At 62.2% G+C, this 25,124-nt stretch carries 24 protein-coding genes; 10 read left to right on the top strand and 14 right to left on the bottom strand.

Annotated features, from left to right (window positions below; translation table 11 throughout):
• Window positions 1–180 precede the first annotated feature (180 nt).
• Window positions 181–651 carry a tRNA (cytidine(34)-2'-O)-methyltransferase gene (locus tag ASC86_RS21030; protein WP_056325810.1) on the top strand — a complete coding sequence of 157 codons (471 nt, stop codon included), beginning with the start codon at window positions 181–183 and terminating at the stop codon, window positions 649–651.
• On the opposite strand, the gene ASC86_RS21025 is transcribed toward ASC86_RS21030, so the two are convergent.
• Window positions 641–1,201 (bottom strand): NAD(P)H-dependent oxidoreductase, encoded by a 561-nt coding sequence (locus ASC86_RS21025; RefSeq protein WP_056325807.1) that lies wholly within the window; start codon window positions 1,199–1,201, stop codon window positions 641–643. The genes ASC86_RS21030 and ASC86_RS21025 overlap by 11 nt on opposite strands.
• Window positions 1,202–1,275: 74 nt before the next feature.
• On the opposite strand from ASC86_RS21025, the gene soxR reads away from it, so the two are divergent.
• Complete coding sequence (gene soxR / locus ASC86_RS21020) at window positions 1,276–1,722, top strand: redox-sensitive transcriptional activator SoxR (protein ID WP_056325805.1); 447 nt, start codon at window positions 1,276–1,278, stop codon at window positions 1,720–1,722.
• Here soxR and ASC86_RS21015 read toward each other — a convergent pair.
• Window positions 1,719–1,979, bottom strand: coding sequence for a hypothetical protein (locus tag ASC86_RS21015; protein WP_056325802.1), 261 nt, complete (start codon window positions 1,977–1,979; stop codon window positions 1,719–1,721). The genes soxR and ASC86_RS21015 overlap by 4 nt on opposite strands.
• 141 nt (window positions 1,980–2,120) lie before the next feature.
• Between ASC86_RS21015 and hemF the strand changes: the two genes are divergently transcribed.
• On the top strand, window positions 2,121–3,032 hold the full coding sequence (hemF, locus tag ASC86_RS21010; RefSeq protein ID WP_056325979.1) for an oxygen-dependent coproporphyrinogen oxidase: 912 nt from the start codon (window positions 2,121–2,123) through the stop codon (window positions 3,030–3,032).
• Window positions 3,033–3,224: 192 nt separating this feature from the next.
• On the opposite strand, the gene ASC86_RS21005 is transcribed toward hemF, so the two are convergent.
• Window positions 3,225–3,485 carry a hypothetical protein gene (locus tag ASC86_RS21005; protein WP_056325799.1) on the bottom strand — a complete coding sequence of 87 codons (261 nt, stop codon included), beginning with the start codon at window positions 3,483–3,485 and terminating at the stop codon, window positions 3,225–3,227.
• Between the two features lie 154 nt (window positions 3,486–3,639).
• Between ASC86_RS21005 and ASC86_RS21000 the strand changes: the two genes are divergently transcribed.
• Window positions 3,640–3,930 (top strand): BON domain-containing protein, encoded by a 291-nt coding sequence (locus tag ASC86_RS21000; RefSeq protein WP_056325797.1) that lies wholly within the window; start codon window positions 3,640–3,642, stop codon window positions 3,928–3,930.
• On the opposite strand, the gene ASC86_RS20995 is transcribed toward ASC86_RS21000, so the two are convergent.
• The 4 genes from ASC86_RS20995 to ASC86_RS20980 all read right to left on the bottom strand — a co-directional run bounded on the left by ASC86_RS20995 (window position 3,905) and on the right by ASC86_RS20980 (window position 8,097).
• Window positions 3,905–4,519: an ABC-type transport auxiliary lipoprotein family protein gene (locus ASC86_RS20995; protein WP_056325795.1), complete on the bottom strand. Its 615-nt coding sequence runs from the start codon at window positions 4,517–4,519 to the stop codon at window positions 3,905–3,907. The genes ASC86_RS21000 and ASC86_RS20995 overlap by 26 nt on opposite strands.
• Window positions 4,520–4,667: 148 nt before the next feature.
• Window positions 4,668–6,038 (bottom strand): MlaD family protein, encoded by a 1,371-nt coding sequence (locus ASC86_RS20990; protein WP_056325792.1) that lies wholly within the window; start codon window positions 6,036–6,038, stop codon window positions 4,668–4,670.
• Window positions 6,039–6,097: 59 nt separating this feature from the next.
• Window positions 6,098–6,907, bottom strand: coding sequence for an ABC transporter ATP-binding protein (locus ASC86_RS20985; RefSeq protein WP_156387152.1), 810 nt, complete (start codon window positions 6,905–6,907; stop codon window positions 6,098–6,100).
• Window positions 6,908–6,942: 35 nt separating this feature from the next.
• Window positions 6,943–8,097, bottom strand: coding sequence for an ABC transporter permease (locus tag ASC86_RS20980; protein ID WP_200943840.1), 1,155 nt, complete (start codon window positions 8,095–8,097; stop codon window positions 6,943–6,945).
• A gap of 230 nt (window positions 8,098–8,327) precedes the next feature.
• Here ASC86_RS20980 and dgcA point away from each other — a divergent pair, with 230 nt between their 5' ends.
• Window positions 8,328–9,311, top strand: coding sequence for an N-acetyl-D-Glu racemase DgcA (gene dgcA / locus ASC86_RS20975; protein WP_056325976.1), 984 nt, complete (start codon window positions 8,328–8,330; stop codon window positions 9,309–9,311).
• On the opposite strand, the gene ASC86_RS20970 is transcribed toward dgcA, so the two are convergent.
• Together ASC86_RS20970 and ASC86_RS20965 are read right to left on the bottom strand one after the other, a co-directional pair.
• Window positions 9,281–10,483: an MFS transporter gene (locus tag ASC86_RS20970; protein WP_056325783.1), complete on the bottom strand. Its 1,203-nt coding sequence runs from the start codon at window positions 10,481–10,483 to the stop codon at window positions 9,281–9,283. The two genes, dgcA and ASC86_RS20970, sit on opposite strands and share 31 nt — an antisense overlap.
• A 134-nt stretch (window positions 10,484–10,617) precedes the next feature.
• Complete coding sequence (locus ASC86_RS20965) at window positions 10,618–11,466, bottom strand: UDP-2,3-diacylglucosamine diphosphatase (RefSeq protein WP_244477661.1); 849 nt, start codon at window positions 11,464–11,466, stop codon at window positions 10,618–10,620.
• 172 nt (window positions 11,467–11,638) lie between these two features.
• On the opposite strand from ASC86_RS20965, the gene ASC86_RS20960 reads away from it, so the two are divergent.
• The 4 genes from ASC86_RS20960 (at window position 11,639) to ASC86_RS20945 (ending at window position 16,875) form a co-directional block, all read left to right on the top strand.
• Window positions 11,639–13,951 (top strand): NADP-dependent malic enzyme, encoded by a 2,313-nt coding sequence (locus ASC86_RS20960; RefSeq protein WP_056325780.1) that lies wholly within the window; start codon window positions 11,639–11,641, stop codon window positions 13,949–13,951.
• 135 nt (window positions 13,952–14,086) lie between these two features.
• Window positions 14,087–14,824: a LuxR family transcriptional regulator gene (locus ASC86_RS20955; protein WP_056325777.1), complete on the top strand. Its 738-nt coding sequence runs from the start codon at window positions 14,087–14,089 to the stop codon at window positions 14,822–14,824.
• Window positions 14,825–14,974: 150 nt separating this feature from the next.
• Window positions 14,975–15,616, top strand: coding sequence for an acyl-homoserine-lactone synthase (locus tag ASC86_RS20950; protein WP_056325775.1), 642 nt, complete (start codon window positions 14,975–14,977; stop codon window positions 15,614–15,616).
• Between the two features lie 191 nt (window positions 15,617–15,807).
• Complete coding sequence (locus tag ASC86_RS20945) at window positions 15,808–16,875, top strand: DUF2865 domain-containing protein (RefSeq protein WP_082510349.1); 1,068 nt, start codon at window positions 15,808–15,810, stop codon at window positions 16,873–16,875.
• Between the two features lie 41 nt (window positions 16,876–16,916).
• Here the strand turns inward: ASC86_RS20945 and ASC86_RS20940 are convergent, their stop codons facing one another.
• The 5 genes from ASC86_RS20940 to ASC86_RS20920 all read right to left on the bottom strand — a co-directional run bounded on the left by ASC86_RS20940 (window position 16,917) and on the right by ASC86_RS20920 (window position 22,817).
• Window positions 16,917–17,729 carry an SDR family oxidoreductase gene (locus tag ASC86_RS20940; RefSeq protein ID WP_056325771.1) on the bottom strand — a complete coding sequence of 271 codons (813 nt, stop codon included), beginning with the start codon at window positions 17,727–17,729 and terminating at the stop codon, window positions 16,917–16,919.
• Between the two features lie 62 nt (window positions 17,730–17,791).
• Entirely contained in the window at window positions 17,792–19,315 is a 1,524-nt protein-coding gene (locus ASC86_RS20935) for a diguanylate cyclase (protein WP_056325770.1), read from the bottom strand.
• Between the two features lie 144 nt (window positions 19,316–19,459).
• Window positions 19,460–20,293: a TolB family protein gene (locus ASC86_RS20930; RefSeq protein WP_056325767.1), complete on the bottom strand. Its 834-nt coding sequence runs from the start codon at window positions 20,291–20,293 to the stop codon at window positions 19,460–19,462.
• Between the two features lie 31 nt (window positions 20,294–20,324).
• Entirely contained in the window at window positions 20,325–21,038 is a 714-nt protein-coding gene (locus ASC86_RS20925; protein ID WP_056325765.1) for an NYN domain-containing protein, read from the bottom strand.
• Window positions 21,039–21,137: 99 nt separating this feature from the next.
• Window positions 21,138–22,817 carry an NAD+ synthase gene (locus ASC86_RS20920; RefSeq protein ID WP_056325762.1) on the bottom strand — a complete coding sequence of 560 codons (1,680 nt, stop codon included), beginning with the start codon at window positions 22,815–22,817 and terminating at the stop codon, window positions 21,138–21,140.
• 384 nt (window positions 22,818–23,201) lie between these two features.
• On the opposite strand from ASC86_RS20920, the gene ASC86_RS20915 reads away from it, so the two are divergent.
• The gene (locus ASC86_RS20915; RefSeq protein WP_056325969.1) at window positions 23,202–25,088 is read left to right on the top strand and encodes an LTA synthase family protein; all 1,887 of its coding nucleotides are present in this window, start codon (window positions 23,202–23,204) and stop codon (window positions 25,086–25,088) included.
• Window positions 25,089–25,124 lie beyond the last annotated feature (36 nt).

The following is a 25,124-nucleotide window of genomic DNA, read 5'->3' as shown; positions in this document are numbered from 1 at the left end:
CAGCCTCCATGGTTCGCGTTGAAGATGTCCCTTGTTAGCGATTTTTCGCGGATTCCGCCAGACCGCATTTGTAGGATTTTTGCGGGAGCTTTCGCCTCCAACGGGTATCTGTTGCCAAATCGGCACAGATTGATTAGGCGCGGAAATAGATGCCATGAAATTTGTTGATGGGAACCCGCAATGTCCGGCGACGGCCTTCGTATCGCGCTCTACCAGCCGGATATTCCGGGAAATACCGGAACGATCCTGCGGCTCGCCGCCTGCCTCGGATTGCGCGTCGATATCATAGAGCCTGCCGGCTTCGATCTTTCCGACCGCAACATGAAGCGCGCCGGCATGGACTACATCGCCTCCGTCACGCTGACGCGCCATCTGAACTGGGAACAGTTCGACAACTGGCGAAAGGCCGAGGGCCGGCGCCTCGTGCTCGCCAGCACCAAGGCCGCCGTGCCCTACACCACCCTCGCCTTTCAGCCGAACGACATTCTGCTGTTCGGCCGCGAAAGCGCGGGCGTGCCGGATCATGTGCATGACGCCGCCGACGATCGCGTCATCATCCCGATGATCGAGGGGCAAAGATCGCTCAATGTCGCCATGTCGGTGGCGATGATCACCGGCGAGGCGCTGCGCCAGATCAGCCTCATCCCGTGACATTGCGATAGTCCCGGTCTTTTCGTGCGGTCTTCAGCGCCGCCGCCCACCAGCGGATTTGCCTGAGCATCAGGCCGAATCGGACGGCAAGCCGTTCGGCATCGCGCGGCGTTCCGTTCTCGTCGAATTGCGAACCGGCATAGGCAAGGCTGATGCCGTCGCGCACCGTCACCACATGCAACTCGGCAAAGACTTGCCGCAGTTGCTCGACGGCGCGCAAACCACCGGAAATGCCGCCATAGGAAACGAAGCCCAGCGGCTTGGCATGCCAGGGCTGGTAGCAGGAATCGATCAGTTCCTTCAGCGCCGCCGGATAGCCGTGATTGTATTCGGGCGTGACGACGATGAAGGCATCGGCCCGCTCGATCATCTCCTTGTAGGCAACCTGTGCAGCACCAGCCGAAACACGCCGGTCGGCAGGATCGATCAGCACCGTCACGATATCGGCTTCGGGTTCAAGCTGCGACAGGACCCAGTTTGCGACCGTATCGCAAAAGCGGCCCTCGCGGACGCTGCCATAGATCACGGCGATAGTCAGTTTCTCAGTCATGCGAATGCATGCGCTCCTGTTTCAAAACATCGGAGCTGCTGTTATAAAACCTCAAGTAAAGTTGAGGTCAAGCGATGAAAATATCCGGAATGGGCCTGAGCGTCGGCGAAGTCGCCGCCCGAAGCGGTGTCGCCGTTTCGACGCTGCATTTCTATGAAGCCAAAGGATTGATCGGCAGCAGCCGCACCGCCGGCAACCAGCGCCGCTATCCGCGCAGCGTGCTGCGCCGCATCGCCGTGATCCGCATTGCCCAGAAGACCGGGATACCGCTCGCCGAAATCGAGGAGGCGCTTTCCACCCTGCCCGACGACCGGCAATTGCTCGCCTCCGACTGGCAGCGGCTGTCGGAACGCTGGCATACCGACCTGACGCAACGGATCGAGAAACTGACGGCGCTGCGCGACCAGCTGACGTCATGCATCGGCTGCGGCTGTCTTTCGATGCACGACTGTCCGCTGCGCAACCCGCATGACGAGCTTTCGTCCAAGGGTCCGGGCGCGCATCTGATCGAGGATGATTAGTCGGCGCTCGGCAGGCGGCGCATGGTGAATTCGATCTCGTTGCCGTCGAGCGCGCGCCAGCTTTCCACTTCGGTCCAGTAGGCGGCCTTCGGCCAGGTATCGAACCATTCGCGCGCCTTCTCGCGGGCCTGTTCACGATCTAGTCGGAAGGTTTCGCGCACGAAATTGCCGCTGTCCTTGCGGCCATTGTCCTGCCGGTGGCGGGCAATTTGCCGCCGGAGGCCGTCAAGCGGAGGTGCTGCAGGTCGTCTTGCCATACGCCCATCTTTCGCTATGTGTGCACGCTTGAAAAGATAAGCACGCCGTTGCGCTTTTGCGAGTCCGTAATTCCAGCGATCCCGCTGCCGGCCACGCAGAAGCAGGAAGCGTGCGACGATGCCGCCACGAGGATGACATTCATGGAAAGACCGGACCTGCCGAAGGGCCTGCCCGCCGATATCGAAGACAAGAAGCAGCGTGCCCGCGCCTGGTTCGAAACCCTGCGCGATGCGATCTGCGCCGGCTTCGAGGCAATCGAGGACGAGCTGACCGGCCCGCTTTCCGATCGTGCTCCGGGCCGCTTTACGGCAAAGGACTGGCTGCGCGAGGGCGGCGAAGGCGGCGGCGGCCGCATGTCGATGATGGAAGGCCGTGTCTTCGAGAAGGTCGGCGTCCACACCTCGACAGTCCACGGCGAGTTCTCGCCGGAATTCCGCCAGCAGATCCCCGGCGCCAGCGAAGACCCGACCTTCTGGGCGTCCGGCATTTCGCTGATCGCCCATCCGGTCAATCCCAATGTGCCGGCGGTGCACATGAACACCCGCATGGTCGTCACGACCAGCAACTGGTTCGGCGGCGGCGCCGACTTGACGCCGGTGCTCGACCGTCGCCGCACCCAGACCGATCCCGATACCCTGCTTTTCCACCGCGGCATGGAGATCACCTGCCGCCGCCATGCAGTGGCGGATTATCCCCGCTACAAGGATTGGTGCGACGAGTACTTCTTCCTGAAGCACCGCAATGAGGCCCGCGGCATCGGCGGCATCTTTTTCGACTGGCTGCATTCGGATGAGGAGAAAGGTGGCTGGGATGCGGATTTCGCCTTCGTCCAGGATGTCGGCAAGGCCTTCAACCTGATCTATCCAAAGCTGGTGCGCACCAATTTCAACACGCCCTGGACCGAGGCCGACCGCGACGAACAGCTCGTGCGCCGCGGCCGCTATGTCGAGTTCAACCTGCTCTACGACCGCGGCACGATCTTCGGCCTGAAGACAGGCGGCAATGTCGAGTCGATCCTGTCCTCGCTGCCGCCTCTGGTGTGCTGGCCATAAACACGCAGCAACGTCCTCTTCTCCGTCATCCTCGGCCTTGAGCCGAGCATCCATCAGCCTCTCCATTCGACGAGAGGCCCATGGATGCTTAGCTCAAGGCCGAGGATGACACAGAGGGCGTTGGCAGGCTCTGTCAACAAACAAACCCGGCCGCCATGCAGTCGGGTTTTTTGATACCGACAAGAGGGCCGCTTATTCGCAGACCTTGATCTTCCTGATCTTCAGGTTGCCCCATTTGTCGTATTTCTTGATCTTCTTGATGAAGCAGGTGGGCTCGTAATAGTAGGGGCCGCCGTAATAACCGTTGTCATAAAAGCCGATTTCCAAATTGCCGCCGTGGTGATGGTGACCGTAACCGCCGAAGCCGATGCTGAAGCCGCCGGCTTGCGACGGAGCTGCGAACGAGACGGCTGCGATGGCTGCGACAGCGGCGGACATGATGAACTTGCGCATAACGTTCTCCTCTTGGGGTTGTGGATGATCTCCTCTCATCCAGTGGCCTTACGATCCCATACCCCTTGTTTTTCCGCTGTTTCAGATGGAACAGGATCGAACAAAAGTTGAAATCGCGCGTTTGAGCCTCAGCAACCTGCAGGGAGAAACGGACATGGTCTTCAAGGAAAGAATGTTTTACGGCCACGAGGTAGAAGAGGATTTTCCGCCGCAACACGACGATCTGGAAACCCATGTGGCCAATTTCCTGGCTTCGGTGGGCGGGCTCGATGCCAGCGACATCACCGTCGTCGCCAAGGGCAATGTGATTTTGCTGTCGGGTATGGTGCAGACGCCGGAAGAGGTCGATCGGGCTCAGGAAGCAGCCGAAAGTGTGCCCGGTGTCGATGAGGTCATCAACCGGATCGTCTCGAGCGAGTTCAGATCGACTTCAGAGTCCAGCTGACGATATCGGCCGAGACCTGGGCAAATGCCGCATTCAGGGCATCGATAAAGGCGGGATTGCCGCTGCCCCGCGCCGGTACCGTGGCGCGGAACACCTTCTGCGTGACGACTTCGCCGGAGCGATCGTTGACGATCTTGGCGAAGATTTCGACCACACCCGTATCCGTGCCTTCGGTCGAAATCTCGAAGGAGCGGATATCGGTGATGACCTGATAGTCGATCGCCAGCCCCTCGCCCGGCTTGCCGACGCCGCCGACCTTGCCCGTGTTCTCGAAAGTCTGGACCAGCTTGGCCTGCACCATCTTCGGCAGGCGGTCGCTCCATTGCGATTTGGCGAGATACTGGATTTCCGAGCCGGAAAGCCGCACCACCACCTGATCGCTGTCGAGCGCCTTCAGCGCCGTTGGTTCTGGGACGAGAATCTGGCGGTTGGTCGAGGCAGGTCCTTCGACGGTCGGCGCCGCCGAAAGGCCATAGGTGTCGTTGTTCGCCTTGCCGGCGCAGCCCGCAAGTATGACGGCAACAATACCGACGGCGGCCTTCGCCGCCCATCCCGCCTTGCGGCCGCCCCACTTACCCGAAAACGCCATGCCAGACCGAATCCTTCGCCAATCACTGGCAACTTAGAGGCTCGATCTGCCGTGACAAGCGCAAAACGCATGCGCGGTCGTCGACAAAGCTGTTTTGCCGCCGGGACTTGCAGGCATGTCACTATTTCAGCGGCCTGAAACCCGCCCGTTAGTGCCGGTTGCGCCCGTTATACTGCTTCACGGTCTCGCCGCCGAAGATCAGCCGCTGCGGGTCCTTGTCGAAGGTCTGGATGGTGTTGTCGAGCGTCTGCACCGTGCGTCGGGTCTCGCCGACCAACGCCTCGATATCGCGCAGGCCCGAACCGGAGAATCGCTTGAGGTTGTCGCCGATCGGCCCGATCTGGGCATTGAGATTGTCGGCAACCTTTCGGAAGGAGGCAAGCGTCGCGCGGGCATCGGCCGAAAGAGAGGGCGCATCCGCATCGCCGAGGAAGCCGTCGAGCTTGACGAGGATGCCATCGACACGGCTGGAAGCTGCATTCAGCTTGTTGGCGATCTCGCGGGCATCGGTGATCGTCTGGTCGATATCCTTCTGGCGCGCGGTGATCGTATCGGCGAAACCGGATATCGAGGCGGCGGTCTTGCGCGCATCCGCGCTTGCCGCCGAAATATCGTTGACGATGGTGCCGATCTTCTGCGGATCGACCGAAGCGATGAGGTTATCGACCTTGCCGAGCGTGGTGTTGGCGTTCTCGCCGAAGCGCTGGTAGGTCGTGACCGTGCTGCGCACGGAAGCGAGCGTATCCGACACCTGCCCCGAAGCAGCGGCCAGATCGTCCGACATCTTGGAAACATTGCCGACGATATGGTCGATCTTCTGGGGATCGACCGACTTCACCACCTGTTCGGCGGCAGCCAACGTCGAATCAAGCCGCTTGGAGGCCGCCGTCAGCGACGACGACAGCGAGCTGACGCTCTTCAGGAAGTTGTTGATGCCGTCGGCATTGTCCGCCAGCGATTTCGAAAACTTGTCGGCGTTGGCGATGGTGTTGGTGAGCGGCCCGCGCACGTCCTTTACGAAACCCTCGATATCGCCGATGGCATTGTTCGCGCGGTCGAGAATCTTGTCGGCGGTGGCGAGCAGGCTCGTCACGCTCGACTGGTCGGCGACCATGTGGGCGCTTCCGCCCTTGTTCAGCGCGGTCTGCAGGATATTCTCGTCACCCTTGTTGCCGCCGCTGAGTTCGATGTAGGCGGCCCCCGTCAGGCCCTGGATTTCCAGCGTCGCCTTGGTGGATTTCAGCACGGGCGCTTCAGCCGAAACCTGTGTCACGGCAACGGAATAACGAGGATCGTTCGAGTTGATTGCGAGGTTTCTCACCGAGCCGACGGGAATGCCGTTGAAGCGCACCGGCGAGCCGACGGAAAGGCCGTTGGCGGAACCGGGGATGCTGATGACCAGCTCGACCATTTCGCCACTGCGCCCATATTGCGACATCCAGTAGACGAAGCCGAAAGCGGCGACGATGACCATGACGGTGAAAAACCCGACAATGGTGTAGTTGGCTTTGGTTTCCATTCCCGACGCTTACCTCGTGGCCTTCCGCAGTCTCAAATCGATGTTGCCGCCGTGGCGACTTAAGGTTGCCCGTCTTTCTCGCGAACGATGGAGCGCGCGCGCTTGCCGCGGAAATAGGATTTCACCCATTCGTCGTCGCAGGCAAGCATGTCCTCGATCGTGCCCTCGACCAGCACCTTCTTCTGTCCGAGAACCGCGATGCGGTCGCAAACCGAGAACAGGCTGTCGAGGTCGTGAGTCACCATATACACGGTCAGCCCCAGGGTGTCGCGCAGTTTGGCGATCAGATTGTCGAACTCGGCAGCCCCGATCGGATCGAGGCCCGACGTAGGCTCGTCGAGAAAAACGAGATCGGGGTCGAGCGCCAGTGCCCGCGCCAAAGCCGCGCGCTTGATCATGCCGCCGGAAAGTTCGGACGGATATTTGTCCGCCGCCTCCGGCGCGAGACCGACCATGTCGATCTTCAGCCGCGCCAGTTCGTCCATCATCTCCTGCGACAGGTTCAGATATTCGCGCATCGGCACCTGGATGTTTTCCCGCACCGTCAGCGCGGAAAACAGCGCCCCGTGCTGAAAGAGCACACCGAGGCGCGTGTCGAGTACCATGCGCTCCTCATCGCTCACCTTGTCGTATTCCGAGCCGAGGATGGTGATGGTGCCGGATTGCTTCGGCAGGAGCCTCAGCACCGTGCGCATCAGCACAGACTTGCCCGCGCCGGACGCACCGACGAAGCCGAGGATTTCGCCGCGATAGATATCGAGGTCGAGATGATCGAGCACCGTATGGGAACCGAAGGAGACCGTCAGCCCCTTGACGGAGAGGATGACATCACGCTCGCCGCTCGGCCCGGCATGCGGCCGCTCGTCCATCGTCTCCGCCTGCATATCGTCGTGTTCCCCCGCCATCAGAGATCGATCGACGCATAGAAGATGGCAAACAGGCCGTCGACCAGGATGACCACGAAAATCGCCTTCACCACAGATTGCGTCACGTGCGCGCCGAGCGATTCGGCGCTGCCGCCGACCTTCATGCCTTCAACGGCTGCGACGACGCCGATGATCAGCGCCATGAACGGCGCCTTGATCATGCCGGCGAGAACCGATGAAAAATCGACCGCCTCCTGCAGGCGGGCAAGAAAGGTGGCAAACGTAATGCCCGAATAGGCCCAGGCGACGAGGGCCGCCCCCGCCAGCGCCGCGAAGTTGGCGATGATCGTGAGTAGCGGCAGCGCGATCGTCAACGCCACCAGCCGCGGAAAGACCAGTACGCCGATGGGGCTCAACCCCATGACCTTCAGCGCATCGATCTCCTCGCGCATCTTCATCGAGCCGATCTCGGCGGTAATCGCGCTGCCTGAACGTCCCGCAATCATGATGGCGGTCAGGAGCACACCGATTTCGCGCAGTTGCAGAATGCCGACGAGATCGACGACAAACAGCTCCGCCCCGAAATAACGGAGCTGGAACGCGCCCTGCTGTGCGATGATCGCGCCGATCAGGAACGACATCAGCATGATGATCGGCACGGCCTGGACGCCCATGCGGTCGATCTGGCTGACGATCGCCGCCGGCGAAAGGCCGCTGTGACGGCCGAGCTTCAGCTGGGCGCCGCGCACGGCCGAACCGAGAATGAAGAGCGAGGCGATCACATCGTCCCAGATGGAGGCCATGACCTTGCCGACCGGCGCGAACACCCGTTCGGCCAGCGAAGGCTTCGGGTCCGGCTCCTCGGTCGGGTCCGGCAGCGCCTTCGGCATCGCCTCGACCAGCTCGATATAACGCTTGGCATCGCCCGATAGCGTCAGGCCGCCCTCACCTGCGCCGGATTTTTCCATGAAACGGCGGATCAGCCAGGCGCCGGCCGTATCCATGGCCGTCACCCCGTCGAGGTTCACCTCGCCGCCCGCGCCGCCGTTCTTCGCCAGCTTCTCAAGCTTCTGCGCGGCATCGGGCGCGGTGACGTTGCGCCATTCGCCGCTGAAGCGGTAGACCCGCGGCCCGCCGCCCGCCGTCTCGTCCAGCGTCACCTCGGCTTCTGTCGTCCGTTTGGATTGCGTCACGTCTGTTCGGTCTTCCGCCGCCGGCTGCATTTGATAAAACGTAAACGACTCATAGCCGCTCGGTATCGATCTGTCACCGATTGATGCCGCCCGCAAGAGCGGCAAAGACAGGACAGGGAGTTTGTCAGGAAAAGTGGAAACCGGTTTTCCGAAAGACAAACGAAAACAGAAGAAACTAAAATTCATCCGGTTCAATCTGAACCGGATGAATTTTAGGAGGAGAGATGGCCGTGAGCCGCAAAGTTTCAATCGCCGTCGAGCATTTTCCGATCGCCGGAACCTTCACCATCTCCCGCGGCAGCAAGACCGAAGCCTCCGTCATCACCTGCCGCATCACGGAAGGCGGGGCAAGCGGCATCGGCGAGTGTGTGCCCTACGGCCGCTACGGCGAGACGCTGGAGAGCGTGGCGGCGCAGATCGAGGAGGTCCGCCCCGATCTGGAGGCCGGCATCGGCCGCATCGAACTTAATCGGCTGATGCCAGCAGGCGCTGCCCGCAACGCCGTCGATTGCGCGCTCTGGGACCTGGAGGCCAAGAAAAGCGGCGTAACCGTGGCCGAGAGGATCGCGCTGCCGGCCCTGAAGCCGCTGACCACCGCCTACACCCTCTCCCTCGCAGAGCCGGAGGCGATGGCAGCCCAGGCCGCCATCTGGTCGCACCGGGCGCTGTTGAAGGTAAAGGTCGGCACCCACGACGATCGCGCCCGCATCCGCGCCGTCCGCGCAGCCGCCCCCGCAAGCGATATCATCCTCGACGCCAACGAGGGCTGGACGCCCGAAACGCTTGCCATGCACTTCGAAGCCTGCGCCGAAGCCGGCGTCGCGCTGATCGAGCAGCCGCTGCCCGCCGGGAAGGATGCGGCCCTTGCCGGCATCGCCCGCCCGGTGCCGGTCTGCGCCGATGAAAGCGTGCACGCGACGGAAGACCTCGCCGCCCTCGTCGATCGCTACGACGCCGTCAACATAAAGCTCGACAAGACCGGCGGCCTCACCGAGGGATTGCGCATGAAGAAGGCGGCGCAGGCGCTGGACCTGAAGATCATGATCGGCTGCATGGTCGGCACCTCGCTCGGCATGGCGCCTGCCGTCCTCCTGGCCCAAGGGGCGGAGTTCGTCGATCTCGACGGTCCGCTGCTCTTGGCCCACGACCGCAGCCACGGTTTGCGCTACGAGGCCTCGCTGGTCTATCCGCCGGCTGCCGGCCTCTGGGGCTGAAGCAAGTAGGCCGCAAAGGCCGAGCAACAGCCGACAAAGGCGACCGCCGACATGCCGTAGAAACCCTTCACCCCGTACCAGGCATAGAGATAGCCGGAGACGAAGGTGAAGATGGCAATGAAAATGCCGCTGTAAAAGAAATAGAGCCCCTGCGCGGAGGCTTCCAGTTCTTCCGGCACCTGATCCACCAGCCGGTTCTGCATGCCCGTATGCATGATCGCATAGGTGAAGGCGTGGAAACACTGCAGCAGGAAATAGCCGCCGAAACCGAGATCCATCGGAAAGAGCAGCCAACGCACCACCGCCAGTCCGCAGCCGGAAAAGATCATCGTCCAGATGCTGAAGCGCCGGATGATCGGCTTGGCGCAGGCAAACATCACGACCTCCGCCGCCACGCCCGCGCTCCACAAGAGCCCGATCTCCGTGCCGCTCATGCCGATGCGCTGCCAGTAGATCGCCGAGAAGGCATAAAGCATCGCATGACTGCCGCTGATCAGCGTCACGCCGATCAGGAGCAATTGCAGGTCCAGCCTGCGCAGGGTTTTCGGCGGCGCCTCGGTCAGCGTCGTCAGCGTCGAGGGTCGCCGCGGCCGTCCGACCTTGGGTGCGGCCTGCGTGGTCACGATCATCAACGCGAAACCTGCCGCCATCGCCGGCAGCACCATGCCGCCGCCGAACCAGCCGATCAGCTCGCCCCCGATCATCGTAGCGCCGATGAAGGCGATCGATCCCCAGACGCGCATGCGGGCATAATCGAAGCCCCAGCGCCGCACGCCCGACAGCGCGATCGCCTCGACGATCGGCACATAGGGCGAATAGACCGCGCCCTGCACCGCATAGACGACGAGCACGTACCAGAAGGCATGCGAAACAAACAGAGCCAGCGCCGTCAGCAGCGACAGCACTGCAGACCAGATCAGCACCTTAGAGCGCTCACCGATCCTGTCGGCCAAAGCGCCGGCCAGAGGTGCCGTAAAAACACGCAGGAACATCGGCACGGCAAGGATGATGCCGATCTCGAAATCGCTGAGTGAAAGAGTTTGCAGCCAGACCGGAAAGAACGGCAGGGCAAAGCCGTTGACGATCAGCGGCGCGCAGAAGAGCAAGGCGATACGCGGCACGAAATGGGCCGGCGCGTCCTCGCGGACGGGAGACTGGGGTGAGGGAATCATGGAAGGACCTGACGATTGTCCGCGAGCCTTACCATAGGCTTTCCGCGGGCCGCCATAGGACGGAGCGCTCCTTACGAGATTCCGCTACACAAAGCCGATGTTCGCACTACCGGAAAGATACGGACGCTTTCCACTCAAGCCGCTTCGCGCTCGCGCAGCAGGTCGGCGACCGGGACGAGAGCAACATCGGTCCTCGGCGCCGGCAGGCTTGCGAGCTGTCGCCAGGTGATCAGCTCCATGGTGCCGTCCTGATGCTCGGCGACCGCCGTGCAGCTTTCCACCCAGTCGCCGGTGTTGATGTAGCGGATGTCGTCCATCTGGTCGATGACGGCGTGGTGGATGTGGCCGCAGATCACGCCGTCGACGCCGCTGCGGCGGGCTTCGTCGGCCACGACCTTCTGGAATTCGCCGATGAAATTGACGGCATGCTTGACCTGCAGCTTGGCCCAGGCCGAAAACGACCAGTAGGGCAGTCCGAGGCGGCGGCGCACTGCCGACAGCACCACATTGATGGCGATTGCCGTGTCATAGGCCCAGTCGCCGAGATAGGCGAGCACGCGGGCATTGCGCACCACGACATCGAATTCGTCGCCATGCAGCACCAGATACTTGCGCCCGTCGCCCGCCTCGTGAATATGGCGGTTGGCGACCTCGATGCCGCCGAAATGGACGCCCGGAAAATCGCGCATGAACTCGTCGTGGTTTCCGGGGATGTAGATGATGCGGGTGCCCTTGCGCGCCTTGCGCAACAGCTTCTGCACCACGTCGTTGCAGGGCTGCGGCCAGTACCAGGTCCGCTTCAGCCGCCAGCCGTCGACGATATCGCCGACGAGGATGATGGTGTCGGCATCGTGGAGGCGAAGAAAGTCGAGAAGAAAATCGGTCTTGGCGGCCTTGGAGCCGAGATGAACGTCCGAAATGAACAGCGTCCGGTAACGGCGGGCTTCGGTATCGATATCGGTCATGGCGGTCTCGCAGATCATCTTCCTGTCCAGATGACCGCCAGAAACCAGACTCGTGTTGCAGGAGCATGACAATGACTGTGGCCGTTGAAACAGCATCAGCCGCACGGACATAAAACAAATGCCATAAAAAACTGTACGCCGTGGAAATTTCATGAAAAAAGACCCCCATTATGATGATGGGAGGTCAAGAATGACGACGGCTGACAGGGGCAAGGGTTCCGAGGTTCCGGCAAGCGGCGATCTGGACGAACAGGCGCTGTTCTTCCACCGCTATCCGCGTCCGGGCAAGCTTGAGATCCAGCCGACCAAGCCGCTCGGCAACCAGCGCGACCTCGCACTTGCCTATTCGCCCGGCGTCGCCGCCCCCTGCCTTGCGATCCGCGACAACCCGGATGCCGCCGCAGCCTATACCGCCCGCTCCAATCTCGTTGCCGTCGTTTCGAACGGTACGGCCGTGCTCGGTCTCGGCAATATCGGCCCGCTGGCCTCCAAGCCGGTGATGGAAGGCAAAGCCGTCCTGTTCAAGAAATTCGCCGACATCGACGTCTTCGACATCGAGATCGACGCGCCGGGTATCGAGCGCATGGTCGATGTCATCTCGGCGCTGGAGCCGACCTTCGGCGGCATCAACCTCGAAGACATCAAGGCGCCGGAGTGCTTCGAGGTCGAGCGCCAGTTGCGCGACCGAATGCAGATCCCGGTCTTCCACGACGACCAGCACGGCACGGCGATCATCGTCGCCGCCGCGATCCTCAACGGTCTGGAACTCGCCGGCAAGGATATCGCCAATGCCAAGATCGTCACCTCGGGCGCCGGTGCTGCCGCCCTCGCCTGCCTCAATCTGCTGGTGACGCTCGGCGCAAAACGCGAAAACATCTGGGTCCACGACCTCGAAGGCCTCGTCTATGCCGACCGCGAAGTGCTGATGGACGAGTGGAAATCCGTCTATGCCCAGGAGAGCGACAACCGCACGCTGGCAGACAGTATCGGTGGTGCCGATGTCTTCCTCGGCCTTTCGGCCGCCGGCGTCCTGAAACCCGAATTGCTGCAGCAGATGGCCGAAAAGCCGCTGATCATGGCGCTCGCCAATCCGACGCCGGAAATCATGCCGGAAGTCGCCCGCGCCGCCCGCCCGGACGCGATGATCTGCACAGGCCGTTCCGACTTCCCGAATCAGGTCAACAACGTCCTCTGCTTCCCCTACATCTTCCGCGGCGCACTGGATTGCGGCGCCCGCACGATCAACGAGGAAATGAAGATGGCCGCCGTGCGCGCCATCGCCTCGCTTGCGCGCGAAGAGCCGTCTGATGTTGCCGCCCGCGCCTATACCGGTGAAACCCCGATCTTCGGGCCGGACTACCTGATCCCCTCGCCCTTCGACCAGCGGTTGATCCTGCGCGTGGCGCCGGCCGTTGCCAAGGCTGCGGCCGAAAGCGGCGTCGCCGCCCGCCCGATCACCGATTTCGATGCCTATCTCGACCAGCTGAACCGCTTCGTCTTCCGCTCCGGCTTCATCATGAAGCCGATCTTCGCGGCCGCCAAGAATGCGGCGAAGAACCGCGTGATCTTTGCCGAAGGCGAAGACGAGCGGGTGCTGCGCGCCGCCCAGGTGCTGCTCGAGGAAGGCACCGCCCGGCCGATCCTCATCGGCCGTCCCCAGATCATCGAAACGCGCCTCAAGCGCTACGGCCTGCGCATCCGGCCCGAGACCGACTTCGAAGTGGTGAACCCCGAAGGCGACCCGCGCTTCCGCGACTATGTCGATGAGTATTTCTCGCTCGTCGGCCGTCTCGGCGTCATCCCGGAAGCCGCCCGCACCATCGTTCGGACGAACACGACGGTCATCGGCGCGCTCGCCGTGCGCCGCGGCGAGGCCGATGCGCTGATCTGCGGCGTCGAGGGCCGCTACAGCCGCCACCTGCGCGACGTGTCGCAGATCATCGGCAAGCGTCAGGGCGTGCTCGATTTCTCCGCGCTTAGCCTGCTGATCTCCCAGCGCGGCGCGACCTTCATGACCGACACCTACGTCACCTACAATCCGACGGCCGAAGAGATCGCCCAGAAGACGATCATGGCCGCCCAGGAAATCCGCCGTTTCGGCATCACGCCGCGCGCCGCTCTCGTTTCCCATTCGAGCTTCGGCTCGCGCGATTCCGAAAGCGCCAGCAAGATGCGGCGGGCGATGGAGATCATCCGGGTGGAAGCGCCCGATCTGGAAGCCGACGGCGAGATGCACGGCGACGCCGCCATCTCCGACATCCTGCGCCGCAGGGTCATGCCCAACAGCACCCTGACCGGCGAGGCGAACCTGCTCGTCTTCCCGAATCTCGATGCCGCCAACATCACGCTCGGCGTCGTCAAGACCATGACCGACGGCTTGCATGTCGGGCCGGTCCTGCTTGGCGCTGCCCTGCCCGCCCATATCCTGTCTCCATCGGCCACCTCGCGCGGCGTCGTCAACATGGCAGCTCTGGCCGTGGTGGAAGCCTCTCATCCCGCCTGAAATGTGTGCCGAAATGAGCATTAATTACAACTTTGGATTTGTTAGCAAGAAAGTTTTGGTTTAACCAACGATTGAGCTAGACAAGACCAAAAATGGTTTGCATGCTGAAACCCATCAAAAAAAAGGGTGTTCAGCATGACCGACCAACGGGCATATTTTGATTTGCTGGACGTGATGGAAGGCGAACAACATATTGGTTACAAAAGATTTTTCGCGTTAATGCGAGGATCTTTCGACATCGCCAATCTGCTGTATCTGGATGCCGACCTCACACCGTCAGGCATGAGCATCCATCGCCTGCACAGCACCGCGCCCGACCGCATTATCAACGAATGGTTGAATCGAGACTTTTCCCATATCGCGCCAATTCTGAACACCTTCACCAATGCGGTGCGCCCGGTCGACTGGCTGAGCGCCCGCAAGATTAACCCGCAGATCGAGCCGCATCTGACCGCCTTCGAGCGGCGCGGGATGAATATCGTCGGCGTAACGCTGCCGCTTGCCACGCCCATGCGCCGGCTGGCCTTCCTCGCCATTCAGTCCACCTTGCCGGCCTCGGAATGGGCGGCCTATAGCCGCTGCCATGTCAGGGATTTCCAGCATCTCGCCAATCTCTTCCATGCCGGCGAAATCGAAAGTGACATGCGGCGCGGCCGGTCGGGCGGCGTGCATACGGAACTGACCAACCGCGAGACCGAGGTGCTCGGCTGGGCCGCCGCCGGCAAGAGCTATTGGGAAATCGCCCACATCCTCGGCATCACCGAACGCACCGTGCGCTTCTTCATGACAAATGCCCGGCGCAAGTTGAATGTCGTCTCCAACGCGCAGGCCGTCGCCCAGGCCGTGCGCCACGATCTCATCCCGACCTTCTGACCCCTTCCTTTTCCGTCTTTGTGAATAGAGCCCCGCCGACCGGGGCTCTATTTTGCATGGCGACGTGCATCTGTAACCTGTCGCTACCGACAGTTTCAGGAACCCCCAAAAACTGACAGGCTTTGCTCATCCCGACCAAGGAGCAAAGAAATGATCAGGATTTTCAACAGCCGCACTGCAAAGTTCAATCCCGGCGAAATCGACGCCATGTTCAAGCTGCGCAAGCGTGTGTTCCATGATTTCCTGAAGTGGGACGTCTCGGTGCGTGACGAATGGGAGATCGACGACTACGACACGGCAAACCCGCTTTACGTGCTCTCCTATTCCGACAACGGCCGCCTGCGCGGCTCGCTGCGCCTCCTGCCGACGCTCGGCCCCAACATGCTCGACGACACCTTCCCGATCCTGCTCGACGGCGAGCCGGAAATCCGCAGCGCTTCGATCTGGGAATCGAGCCGCTTCTGCATCGATCCGGAAATCTCGCAGGACCGCGCCTCCAACCAGGTGACGATCGCCGCAGCCGAACTGATGTGCGGCGTTGGTGAGCTCAGCCTTGCTTCCGGCCTCAGCCACATCGTCACGGTCACGGATGTCTTCCTGGAGCGCATGTTCCGCCGCATGGGCTGCCCCGGCGAGCGCATCGGCGCCCCGCACCGCATCGGCTCGGTTTTCGCCGTCGCCGTCGCCTGGGAAGTCACCGACGACCTCCTGGAGCGGATGAAGGCCGTCGCCGCCATCGACGGAACCGTGCTGGAAGAAGCCATGTCGCTGGAAACCGCCCGCGCCGCTTAAAGCTCCAACTTCGAAATCCCCTCGGTCCGCGCTGCGACCGAGGGGATTTCCGCATGCTGCGGACCCGCCTCGCCGGCGCCATTAACATTGTCCCCAGCCCCGCGTTGCACCATCGCGGAATGCCGTTATGATATGGCTGAGGCCAGTTCTGCGGGAGCATCCCGCCCGGCAATTTCAGGCGATAAACAAACGTGCGTTTCGGTTCGACGTCGATAGCGGCTTTTTCTGCCGCGTTTCTGCTTCTGGAGGTTCAGGCCGCAGAAGCCTCAGCCGTGTGCGACCGGCTGACCGCCCGGCTCGACGAGCTACCGCGCAGCAACGTCATCTCCAATGCCAACCTTCGCGATTACGCCGCCGCCATCTCCCGCCAGAACATAGACCTGCGCCAGGCCCGCAGCGATCGCCGCCGGGCAGGCTGCAGCGCCGGCAGCGTCATCGTCGTCGGCGCGCCGCCAAACGAGACCTGCGACAGCCTCGATGCCATGATCCATCAGATGGAAGGCAATCTCGACGCGCTGAAGGCCCGCCGCCAGAGCCTGATTTCCGGCGGTGACGACAGCACCCGCCGCCGTATTCTCGCCGCCCTCGACGTCAACCGCTGCGCCGAGGAACAGGACAAGATCCTCGAAGCCGCCGCCGAACCGGAAACCCACCGCAACATCCTGAAGGACCTGCCGCCGATCCGTGAAAGCATGCAGTCCCTGTCGGATCAGGACGATATGGCGGATTTCACCCTTCCGGGCGGTGAAGACGGAAATCTCAGGACCATGTGCGTGCGCACCTGCGACGGTGCCTTCTTCCCGATCTCGTCGAATGCGACGCCGGCGGATTTCCAGCGCGACGCCGACACCTGCCGCCGCCGCTGCCCCGGCGCGGAAACCGCGCTCTACTATCACGCGCTGAAGACCGAGGAGAGCGATCAGATGATCTCCGCCTCGACAGGCGAGCCCTATATCGACCTGCCGACGGCCTTTGCCTACAAGACCCGCGATCCCGGCCTTCCCGGCCAATGCGGCTGCGCCCTACCGCGCACGTCAGCGACGAACCGGAGCAACTCGCAGCAGGGCTCGATCATCACCATCACCAGTGGCGGCACCAAGCCCCAGGCGGAAATCAAGAGCACGATCCCCGATCGCCCCTACGAGCCCGGCGACAAGAAGGTGCGCGTGGTCGGCCCGAGCTTCCTGCCCGCGGAAGAATCCGCTATCGACCTGCGCCACCCGGCAGGCCCCGGCTACCAGCAACTACAGCCGAACTGAAAACCGGATTCATTTTCTGCGAAACTCGCCGCAAGCCCTTGTTATAATGGCGCAACCGGATGCGGCGAGCCGTCATAGCCGCCCCAGACGGACTGATCGAAGCAGATGACGGAACCGGTCATCAGTCCGGATTCCGCCGAAGACAGATAGGCGCAGGCGCGCGCCACCTCCTGCGGATCGACCAGCCGCCCGAAAGGCTGAGATTTTGCCGCCTCTTCCAGCCAGTTTTCGGAAGCTCCGTGAAACTCGCGCTGGATTCGGTCCTCGCCATCAGACGCCATCCAGCCGATATTGAGGCCGTTGACGCGGATGCGGTTGCGCAGCAGCGCATAGGCCGTGTTCTTCGTCAGCGTCTCCAGCGCCCCCTTGGAGGCGCAATAGGCCGCGATGAAGGGTTGGCCGGCCATGGCCGACATCGAGCCGATATTGACGATCGTGCCCTCGGTCTTTTCCCGCCGCATCACCGCGATCGCCGCCTGCATCAGGAAGAACGGCGCACGCACGTTGATGGCGAACATCCGGTCGAAAAGCTCCGGCGTCGTATCGAGAATGGTGCCGCGATCTGTAATCGCCGCCACGTTGACCAGCGCGTCGATGCGCCCGAAACGGGCATCGCAGGTTTCGATCACCCGCCGCGCATCCTCGACATTTTCGAAATCCGCCTTGACGTAAATGACGGGAACGCCGGTCTTGCCGGATATTTCGGAGGCCTTCGCCTCGCCTTTGGTCCGGTTACGGCCGCAGATGACGATGGCCTCGGCGCCGCGCTCCGCAAACAGGGTCGCGACCGCCGCCCCCAGCCCCTGCGTGCCGCCTGTGACGACAGCGATCTTCCCATCAAGCCGTGCGGACATGCTTGTCTCCTCCCGAAAAGCCTGAACCTAAGGCGAGCCTATCCAGCCTGTCCAGTACGAGGTTACGCCGCGAGGCCGCCCCGCGCCGTCGCGGCATCGTCGGCATCCGTTTCAATCGGCGCCTCGTCGGCCGTGCGTGCCTGGTTCCGGCCGCTCTTCTTGGCGAGATAGAGCGCCCGGTCGGCCGCTGGCACGATTTCGCGCTGGATCGTGCCGTGGTCCGGCGCAAAGGCAATGCCGATGCTACAGCCGACCTGCAGCAGCTGCCCCTCATAGGGAACCGGCGTCTGCGCCGCCACGATCAGCGCCTGCGCCAATGTAGCCACATTCGCGCGCGTCACGTTTTGGTCGAGGATAACGGCAAATTCATCGCCGCCAAGGCGGGAAACACTGCCGCACCCGGTCACCCGCGCCTCGAAGCGCTCGGCCAGAACCTTCAGCAGGAAATCACCGGCCGGATGGCCATAGGTATCGTTGACCGCCTTGAACCGGTCGAGATCGAGGCAGAGCAGGCTGAACGGCCGCTCCGGCGCTCTGGCGACGGCGGCCGACAGCACCTCTTCGAAACCGGCGCGGTTCAGGAGCCCCGTCAACCGGTCGTGGCTTGCCTGATGCCGGTTTTTCGCCTCGCTCGCTTCGAGCGCCGACACCACCGACCCGAACCGGAGCGCGATGAAAGCCAGCACCAGCGTCGCGACAAGGCCGATGACGATAACGCTCGGCAGCGTTTCCGAGCGGACAAAACTGCCCGGCCGCCGCGGTGCCCAGGCGGCGACCATGCAGGACGGATCGGTGCAATTGCCGAGCGCCACATGGATCGAACCTTCGGCGACATCGCGAACCGGGTTGAAGGCAAGCCGGGAGACACCAAGCCGCTCCTCGACATCCGCCACCATACGCGGACTGAACGGCTTGACGGTGACCATGAACACCGGATCGCGGCGCAGGGCCGGAATACGGAGATTTTCCGGCACGACGGCCTGCACCACGACGATGCTGACGGCACCGTCGATCATGCGGATATCGGCCGCGTGAATGCCCGGCACCGGCGCTTCCAGCGCCTCGCTGTTGCGGGCGGGCCGGTCCAGCCGCCAGCTTCTGCCATCGGCGGCCAGATTGTCTTCATAGAGCCTGTCGGCCCGTTCCAAGAGATCGCCGGCCCATTTCAGCGCCCGCGTGCCCTCGCGCTCTTCGGTTCTCTGGCCGTCCTTCACCGCCACCAGGGCCTCGCCGGAGCGATCGGCAAAGATCATCCAGCGGAAGCCGAAATCCTTCCACAGCCAGTCGGTCAGTTCCTGCTTGATGAAGGCATCGCTCAAGCCGCCCTGACCAAGCTCGGCAAACGTCTTGTTCCAGAAGGAAAGTTCCGCCTGGTATTGCACGACGGCATCGACCTCGCTCTGCAATTCGCCGTCCACCAGCTTACGCTCGGCGGTCAGGCCGAAACGGTCGGCCTCGGTAACGGAGCGGTCGAGCACGATGGCAAGGCTTGCGACGATCAGAAGTGCAAGGCCCGCGCAGGCGGCGTGGATAACCAGCACCATGCGCCCGGTCCGCCCCTTGCCTTTGATGATACCCTGCCCCATGCCGTTTCTGCCCCCTTGGCGTGCGCGCGTTCTCCTGCGCGGCCGGCTTTCCCGATTGAAAGCAGGCTACCAGCCAAAGCGGAAATTTGGTTTAAGCAAGCTGGTTGGGAATTCGTTAAAACCGGACGTTGAAAAAGCCGTCGCTCAAGCGCCCGCAGCCGGGGCATAGCGCACATAGGCGAAGGATTTTCCGTCCGGCGCCCAGTTCGGCACGTTGATCGTGCCCTGCCCGCCGAACAGCGGAAACAGGATGCGCGCATTGCCGCCATCCATATCCATCAGCCGCAACCTGACATTGAGATCGCGCGGATGATCGAACACGTCGCCGTCATAGGAGATGACCAGCAGATGCCGCCCGTCCGGCGAGGGATGCGGGAACCAGTCACCATATTCGCTATCGGTGACGCGCTCCACCGCGCTTGCATCCGGGCGAACACGCCAGATTTGCATACGCCCCGTGCGGCTGGAATTGAAATAGATCCATTCGCCATCCGGGCTGAAATCCGGCCCGTCATTACGCCCCTCTCCGAAGGTGAGCCGCCGCTCCTCGCCGCCCTCGACCGGGATGGTATAGATATCGAAGACATTGTCGCGAATGCCGCAATAGGCAAGCGTCTTCCCGTCCGGCGACCAGCCGTGCCAATAGGACGGCGTCTTCACCGTCACCTGTTTCGGCGTGCCGCCGCCGAGCGGCAGCGTGTAGATGGTCGAAGCGCCATATTCGGTCTTGTCGCTGATGACGATCGTCGCGCCATCCGGCGAAACCCCGTGATCGTTGTTACAGGTCCGCGCGAGCCCGGTATCGATCTCCACCGGCTCGCCACCATCGAGCGACAGCCGGTAAAGCAGCCCATCGGCATTGAGGATCAGCGATGTGCCATCAGCGGTGAAATTCGGCGCTTCGAACAGCCTGTCGGTCTGCCAGACGATCCGTGTCTGGCCCGTAGCGATATTGTAGATTTCGACCGAGCTGCGCATCTCTCACTCCGACCTTTGGGGATCAAAATGTCTAGCCGTTATCGACCACCTTCTTCAATACCGGTGTTTTCAGGCGCGCTTTCCTATTGTTATCGGCCAATTCCACACCGGAAAAGGCAAGCAGCTTGCTAAGCTGGCTGTGACCGTAAGCCGACACCTCGAATCCCGGCAGGCTAACCTTTAGCGCGTTCATGAGGTCAGGCAACCCGACCCATTCACCATCGAGCCGTGGCGCGGTGACAAAGACCCGTTGCAAGATATCCCCCTTCAGCGCGCGGGCTGGATTACCGGTCTGAGCCACCGGCTTGGCATCAGTTTTGGGGATATCGATGACCTTGAAGACATCGCAAGCACTCCGGAAACGAGCTGATGCATGCGGCATGCCCATACCGATGAAGGTTCCTCCGCCCTGCCGTATCCGCATCGCCAACTGCGTGAAATCGCCGTCGCAAGTGGCAAGACAGAACACCGCCGCCTCAGTCGTGTGGAACAAATCCATAGCATCGATGACAAGGGCGATGTCGGCGCCGTTCTTGCCTGCCGCGCCGGCAACCGTCTGGCAGGCCGTCAGTGCATGGCGCGGAGCCACCTCCAGCCATGGAGCCAGAGAAGCTCGGCTAAAATCGCCGTATACTCTGCGATGAAACAGGGAACCATGCCGCATCGCCTCGTCGTGAATGGCGTCAGCCAGAGACGGCGGCATATTTTCCGCATCGATAAACAGTACGGCATTCTGCTCAGCCATTGGCCACCATCTCCCTCAACAGAGAAGGATAGTAACAAAAGGCGGCCGCGTCGCAATCGACGGGCCGCCTTAAGATTGCACGCGGTTAACGCGACACTATCACCGATCGCGGAACCGGTTGGTGATAGGATAACGCCGGTCGCGGCCGAAGTTCTTCTTGGTGATTTTCACGCCCGGCGCCGACTGGCGGCGCTTGTATTCGGCGATATAGAGCAGATGTTCGATCCGGTGCACCGTCGCCTCGTCATGGCCGCGCGCGACGATTTCCGCCGTGCCCATTTCCTGCTCGACAAGGCATTCCAGGATATCGTCGAGCACCGGATAGGGCGGCAGCGAATCCTGGTCGGTCTGGTTGGGGCGCAGTTCGGCCGACGGCGCCTTGTCGATGATGTTGTACGGGATCACCTCGCCCGAAGGTCCGAGCGCGCCCGGCGGAACCGTCGTGTTGCGCCAGCGCGACAGAGCGTAGACCTGCATCTTGTAGAGGTCCTTGATCGGGTTGAAGCCGCCGTTCATGTCGCCGTAGAGCGTCGCATAGCCGACCGACATCTCCGATTTGTTGCCGGTCGTCACCACCATCGAGCCGAACTTGTTGGAGATCGCCATCAGAATGGTGCCGCGCGTGCGGCTCTGCAGGTTTTCCTCGGTGATGCCGGGTTCGGTGCCCTCGAAAAGCTCCGAAAGTGCCTCGGTGAAGCCGGTGACCGGCTCCTCGATCGGCACGATGTCGTAACGGCAGCCGAGCGCCTTGGCGCAATCCTCGGCATCTTTGAAGGATTCCGACGAGGTATAGCGATAGGGCAGCATCAGCGTGCGCACCCGCTCTTCGCCCAGCGCATCGACGGCAAGTGCTGCGCAGATCGCCGAGTCGATGCCGCCGGAAAGGCCGAGCACGACATTCTTGAAGCCGTTCTTGTTCACATAATCGCGGAAACCCAGCATGCAGGCGCGGTAATCCGCCTCTTCCTTTTCCGGGATTTTCGAGAACGGGCCGGCCTCGCAGCGCCAGGTATTGTCCTTGCGATGGAAGGTGACGACGGCCATTGTCTCTTCGAACTGGCTCATCTGGAAGGCAAGCGTCTTGTCGGCATTGAAGCCGAAGCTCGCACCGTCGAAGACGAGTTCGTCCTGCCCGCCGAGCTGATTGGCGAAGACCAGCGGCAGGCCGGTTTCGATCACCTGCCGCAGCGCCACCTGATGGCGCACATCGACCTTGCCGCGGAAATAGGGCGATCCGTTCGGCACCAGCAGGATTTCCGCGCCGCTTTCGGCCAGCGTCTCGCAGACGCCGAGATCGTTCCAGATTTCCTCGCAGATCGGAATGCCGAGCCGCACGCCGCGGAAATTCACCGGCCCCGGCATGCTGCCTTCGGAAAAGACGCGCTTTTCGTCGAATTCGCCGTAGTTCGGCAGGTCGATCTTGTCGCGCAGCACCAGCACCTTGCCGCCATCGAGAACGGCGACCGAATTGTGTCGCCCCGTCTCGCCCTGGCGCGGGAAGCCGACGATGACACCCGGCCCGCCATCGGCGGTATCGGCCGCAAGCGCATCGACGGCCGCCTGACAGGATTTCAGGAAAGCCGGTTTCAAAACAAGGTCTTCCGGCGGATAGCCGGAAATGAAGAGTTCCGTCAGAAGCAGCAGGTCCGCCCCCTGCCGCGCCGCATCCGCCCTCGCCTCGCGCGCCTTGGCAAGATTACCGGTCACGTCCCCAACGGTCGGATTGAGCTGGGCGACAGCGATGCGGAGCGTGGAGGAAATGGTCTTTTGCGCGGTCATGGACGGGCTGCCTTCATTCTGCACGGGGTCGCGGTCGAGACCGCATCCGTTGTTTAGAGCGGTTCACGTCCAAACGGAAGCCTCGCTTTTCGGGGTGGAGGCAACGCGGCCGGCGGTTTCTGAACGGCTTTTCGGGCGAGCGGTTTCCTGAACGCGGAAAGCGCGGTTATCCACATGAAAAATATCGAATGAAAGCAAGGTGATAGGTAAGCTTCGACCACATGCAACATGGACGTGGGCGCCCTTGACTTATTCATGCTGCGTTCAACATGACAAAGGTATGACAGTTTCACGATGTTTTTATAAAATTGGAGTCCGGCCTTGGCCAGTTTCGAAACCGCAGTCAGCACGGTCGCCCCCCGCAGCGCGGGCACCACCTTCGGAATCGGCCGGTCCCGTGAGTTCGGCCGGAACTGGGCCAAGGCCCGCCGTTTCGCGCTTTCCCTGCCGCTGTCGCTGGCGCTCGCCATCCTGCTGGTTTTCGCGGTCGAGTGCATCTCCCGCAATTCGGTCCAGGAGACCGTGGCCTATTTCCTCGACCCGATGCGTCCCGCCTGGACGACGGTCGGTATTTTCCTGCTGGTGAGTCTGACGCTGGATGCGCTTTTCGGGCGCCAGCATATCGGCATGCTTATCCTTGCGCCGCTGGCCGTCGTGCCGGCTCTGATCAGCCACCAGAAACAGGTTTTCCTCTCGGACCCGCTCTACCCCACGGATTTCCTGTTCGGCCGCCAGATCATGGAGCTGATGCCCGTGCTGGTGCGCGACCGTCCGTGGACGGCGGTCGGCATCGTCGTCGGCTCGGTCCTTGCCATCGTCGCCATCGGTTGGCTGGCGCGCTTTGCCTGGCGCCGCTTCCCGAAGCTTGCCCGCAAACCGCGCCTGGCCCGGCTTGCCGTGTCCGTGCCGCTGCTCGTGTCATTCTACAACATCATGGACTACAACGACTTCTCGTGGCTGCGCGATCGCCTGAACGTCATTCCGATCATGTGGGACCAGACGGAAAACTATCGCCACAACGGCTTTGCCATGGCCTTTGCGCTCAACCTGCCGATGGCGAACGTGACGGCCCCTGCCGGCTACATGATCGATGCCATCGACAATATTCCGGTCAAGCCAGTTCCGGCCGGCACCAGCCATCGCGGCAAGCCTGATGTCATCGTGCTGATGAGCGAATCCCTGTGGGACCCGACCCGGCTGCCGAACGTCAAACTGTCGCCCGATCCGATGCCGACCATCCGTGAGATGCAGTCCGGCAACGTCTTCTCGCCGGAATTCGGCGGCATGACGGCCAATGTCGAGTTCGAGGCGCTGACCGGCTTTTCCAACGCCTTCCTGCCCTATGGCAGCATTCCCTACCAGCAATATATCCGCAACCCGATCCCCTCGCTCGCCACCTTCTTCCGTGGCGAAGGCTATGTGGCGCGGGCGGTGCATCCCTTCCAGAAGTGGTTCTGGAACCGCAGCGCCGTTTATGCCGCCTTCGGCTTCCAGGACTTCCGTTCGGAAGAAAACATGCCGGTCATGCAGAAGCGCGGCATTTTCGCCTCGGATGAATCCTTGACCAAGGAGATCATCCGCCAGGCCGACGCGATGGATGACCCGTTCTTCTTCTTCACCGTGACGCTGCAGGGCCACGGCCCCTATGAAGCCAACCGCTATGCGAAGAACACCATCAAGGTGGAAGGCACCCTCCCGGATGCCGACCGTCAGGTGCTGGAAACCTACGCTCAGGGCGTCAAGGAAGCCGACGACAGCCTCAAGAAACTGATGGACTGGGCAAAGGAGCGCGACCGCGAGACGATCATCGTCATCTTCGGAGATCACCTGCCGCCGCTCAACACCGTCTATACCAGCACCGGCTTCATGCCCGGCGTGACGGCCTCCCGCAAGGGTCCGCTCGACCAGATGAAGGCGCAGCACGAGACCCCCCTGGTCGTCTGGTCGAACAAGACCGGCCCGGTCAAGGACATCGGCACGATCAGCCCGGCCTTCCTCTCCTACAAGATCCTGCAGCAGGGCGGCTTCGAGCATCCCTACTACACCGGCTTCCTCGGCAACGTCTTCGATCGCCATCACGTGATCGACCGCTACATGCTGATCGGCGCCGACGGCAAGGATACCACCAACTGGGCTCGCCAGAAGACGATAGACGAAACCGTGCGCGACTACCGCTTCCTGCAGCACGACATGATGTTCGGCAAGCGCTACGGCACGGATCGCTTCTTCGAATCCCACGCCGAGCTGTTCCCCACCCAGCCCGCCATGTGATGCCGCTTGCTCCCTCTTCGCAAGGAGAGGGAGCCA

Origin of the sequence: Rhizobium sp. Root1212, assembly GCF_001424985.1 — a bacterium.
Taxonomy (GTDB): domain Bacteria; phylum Pseudomonadota; class Alphaproteobacteria; order Rhizobiales; family Rhizobiaceae; genus Pararhizobium.
This window is presented reverse-complemented; position numbering and strand designations above follow the sequence as displayed.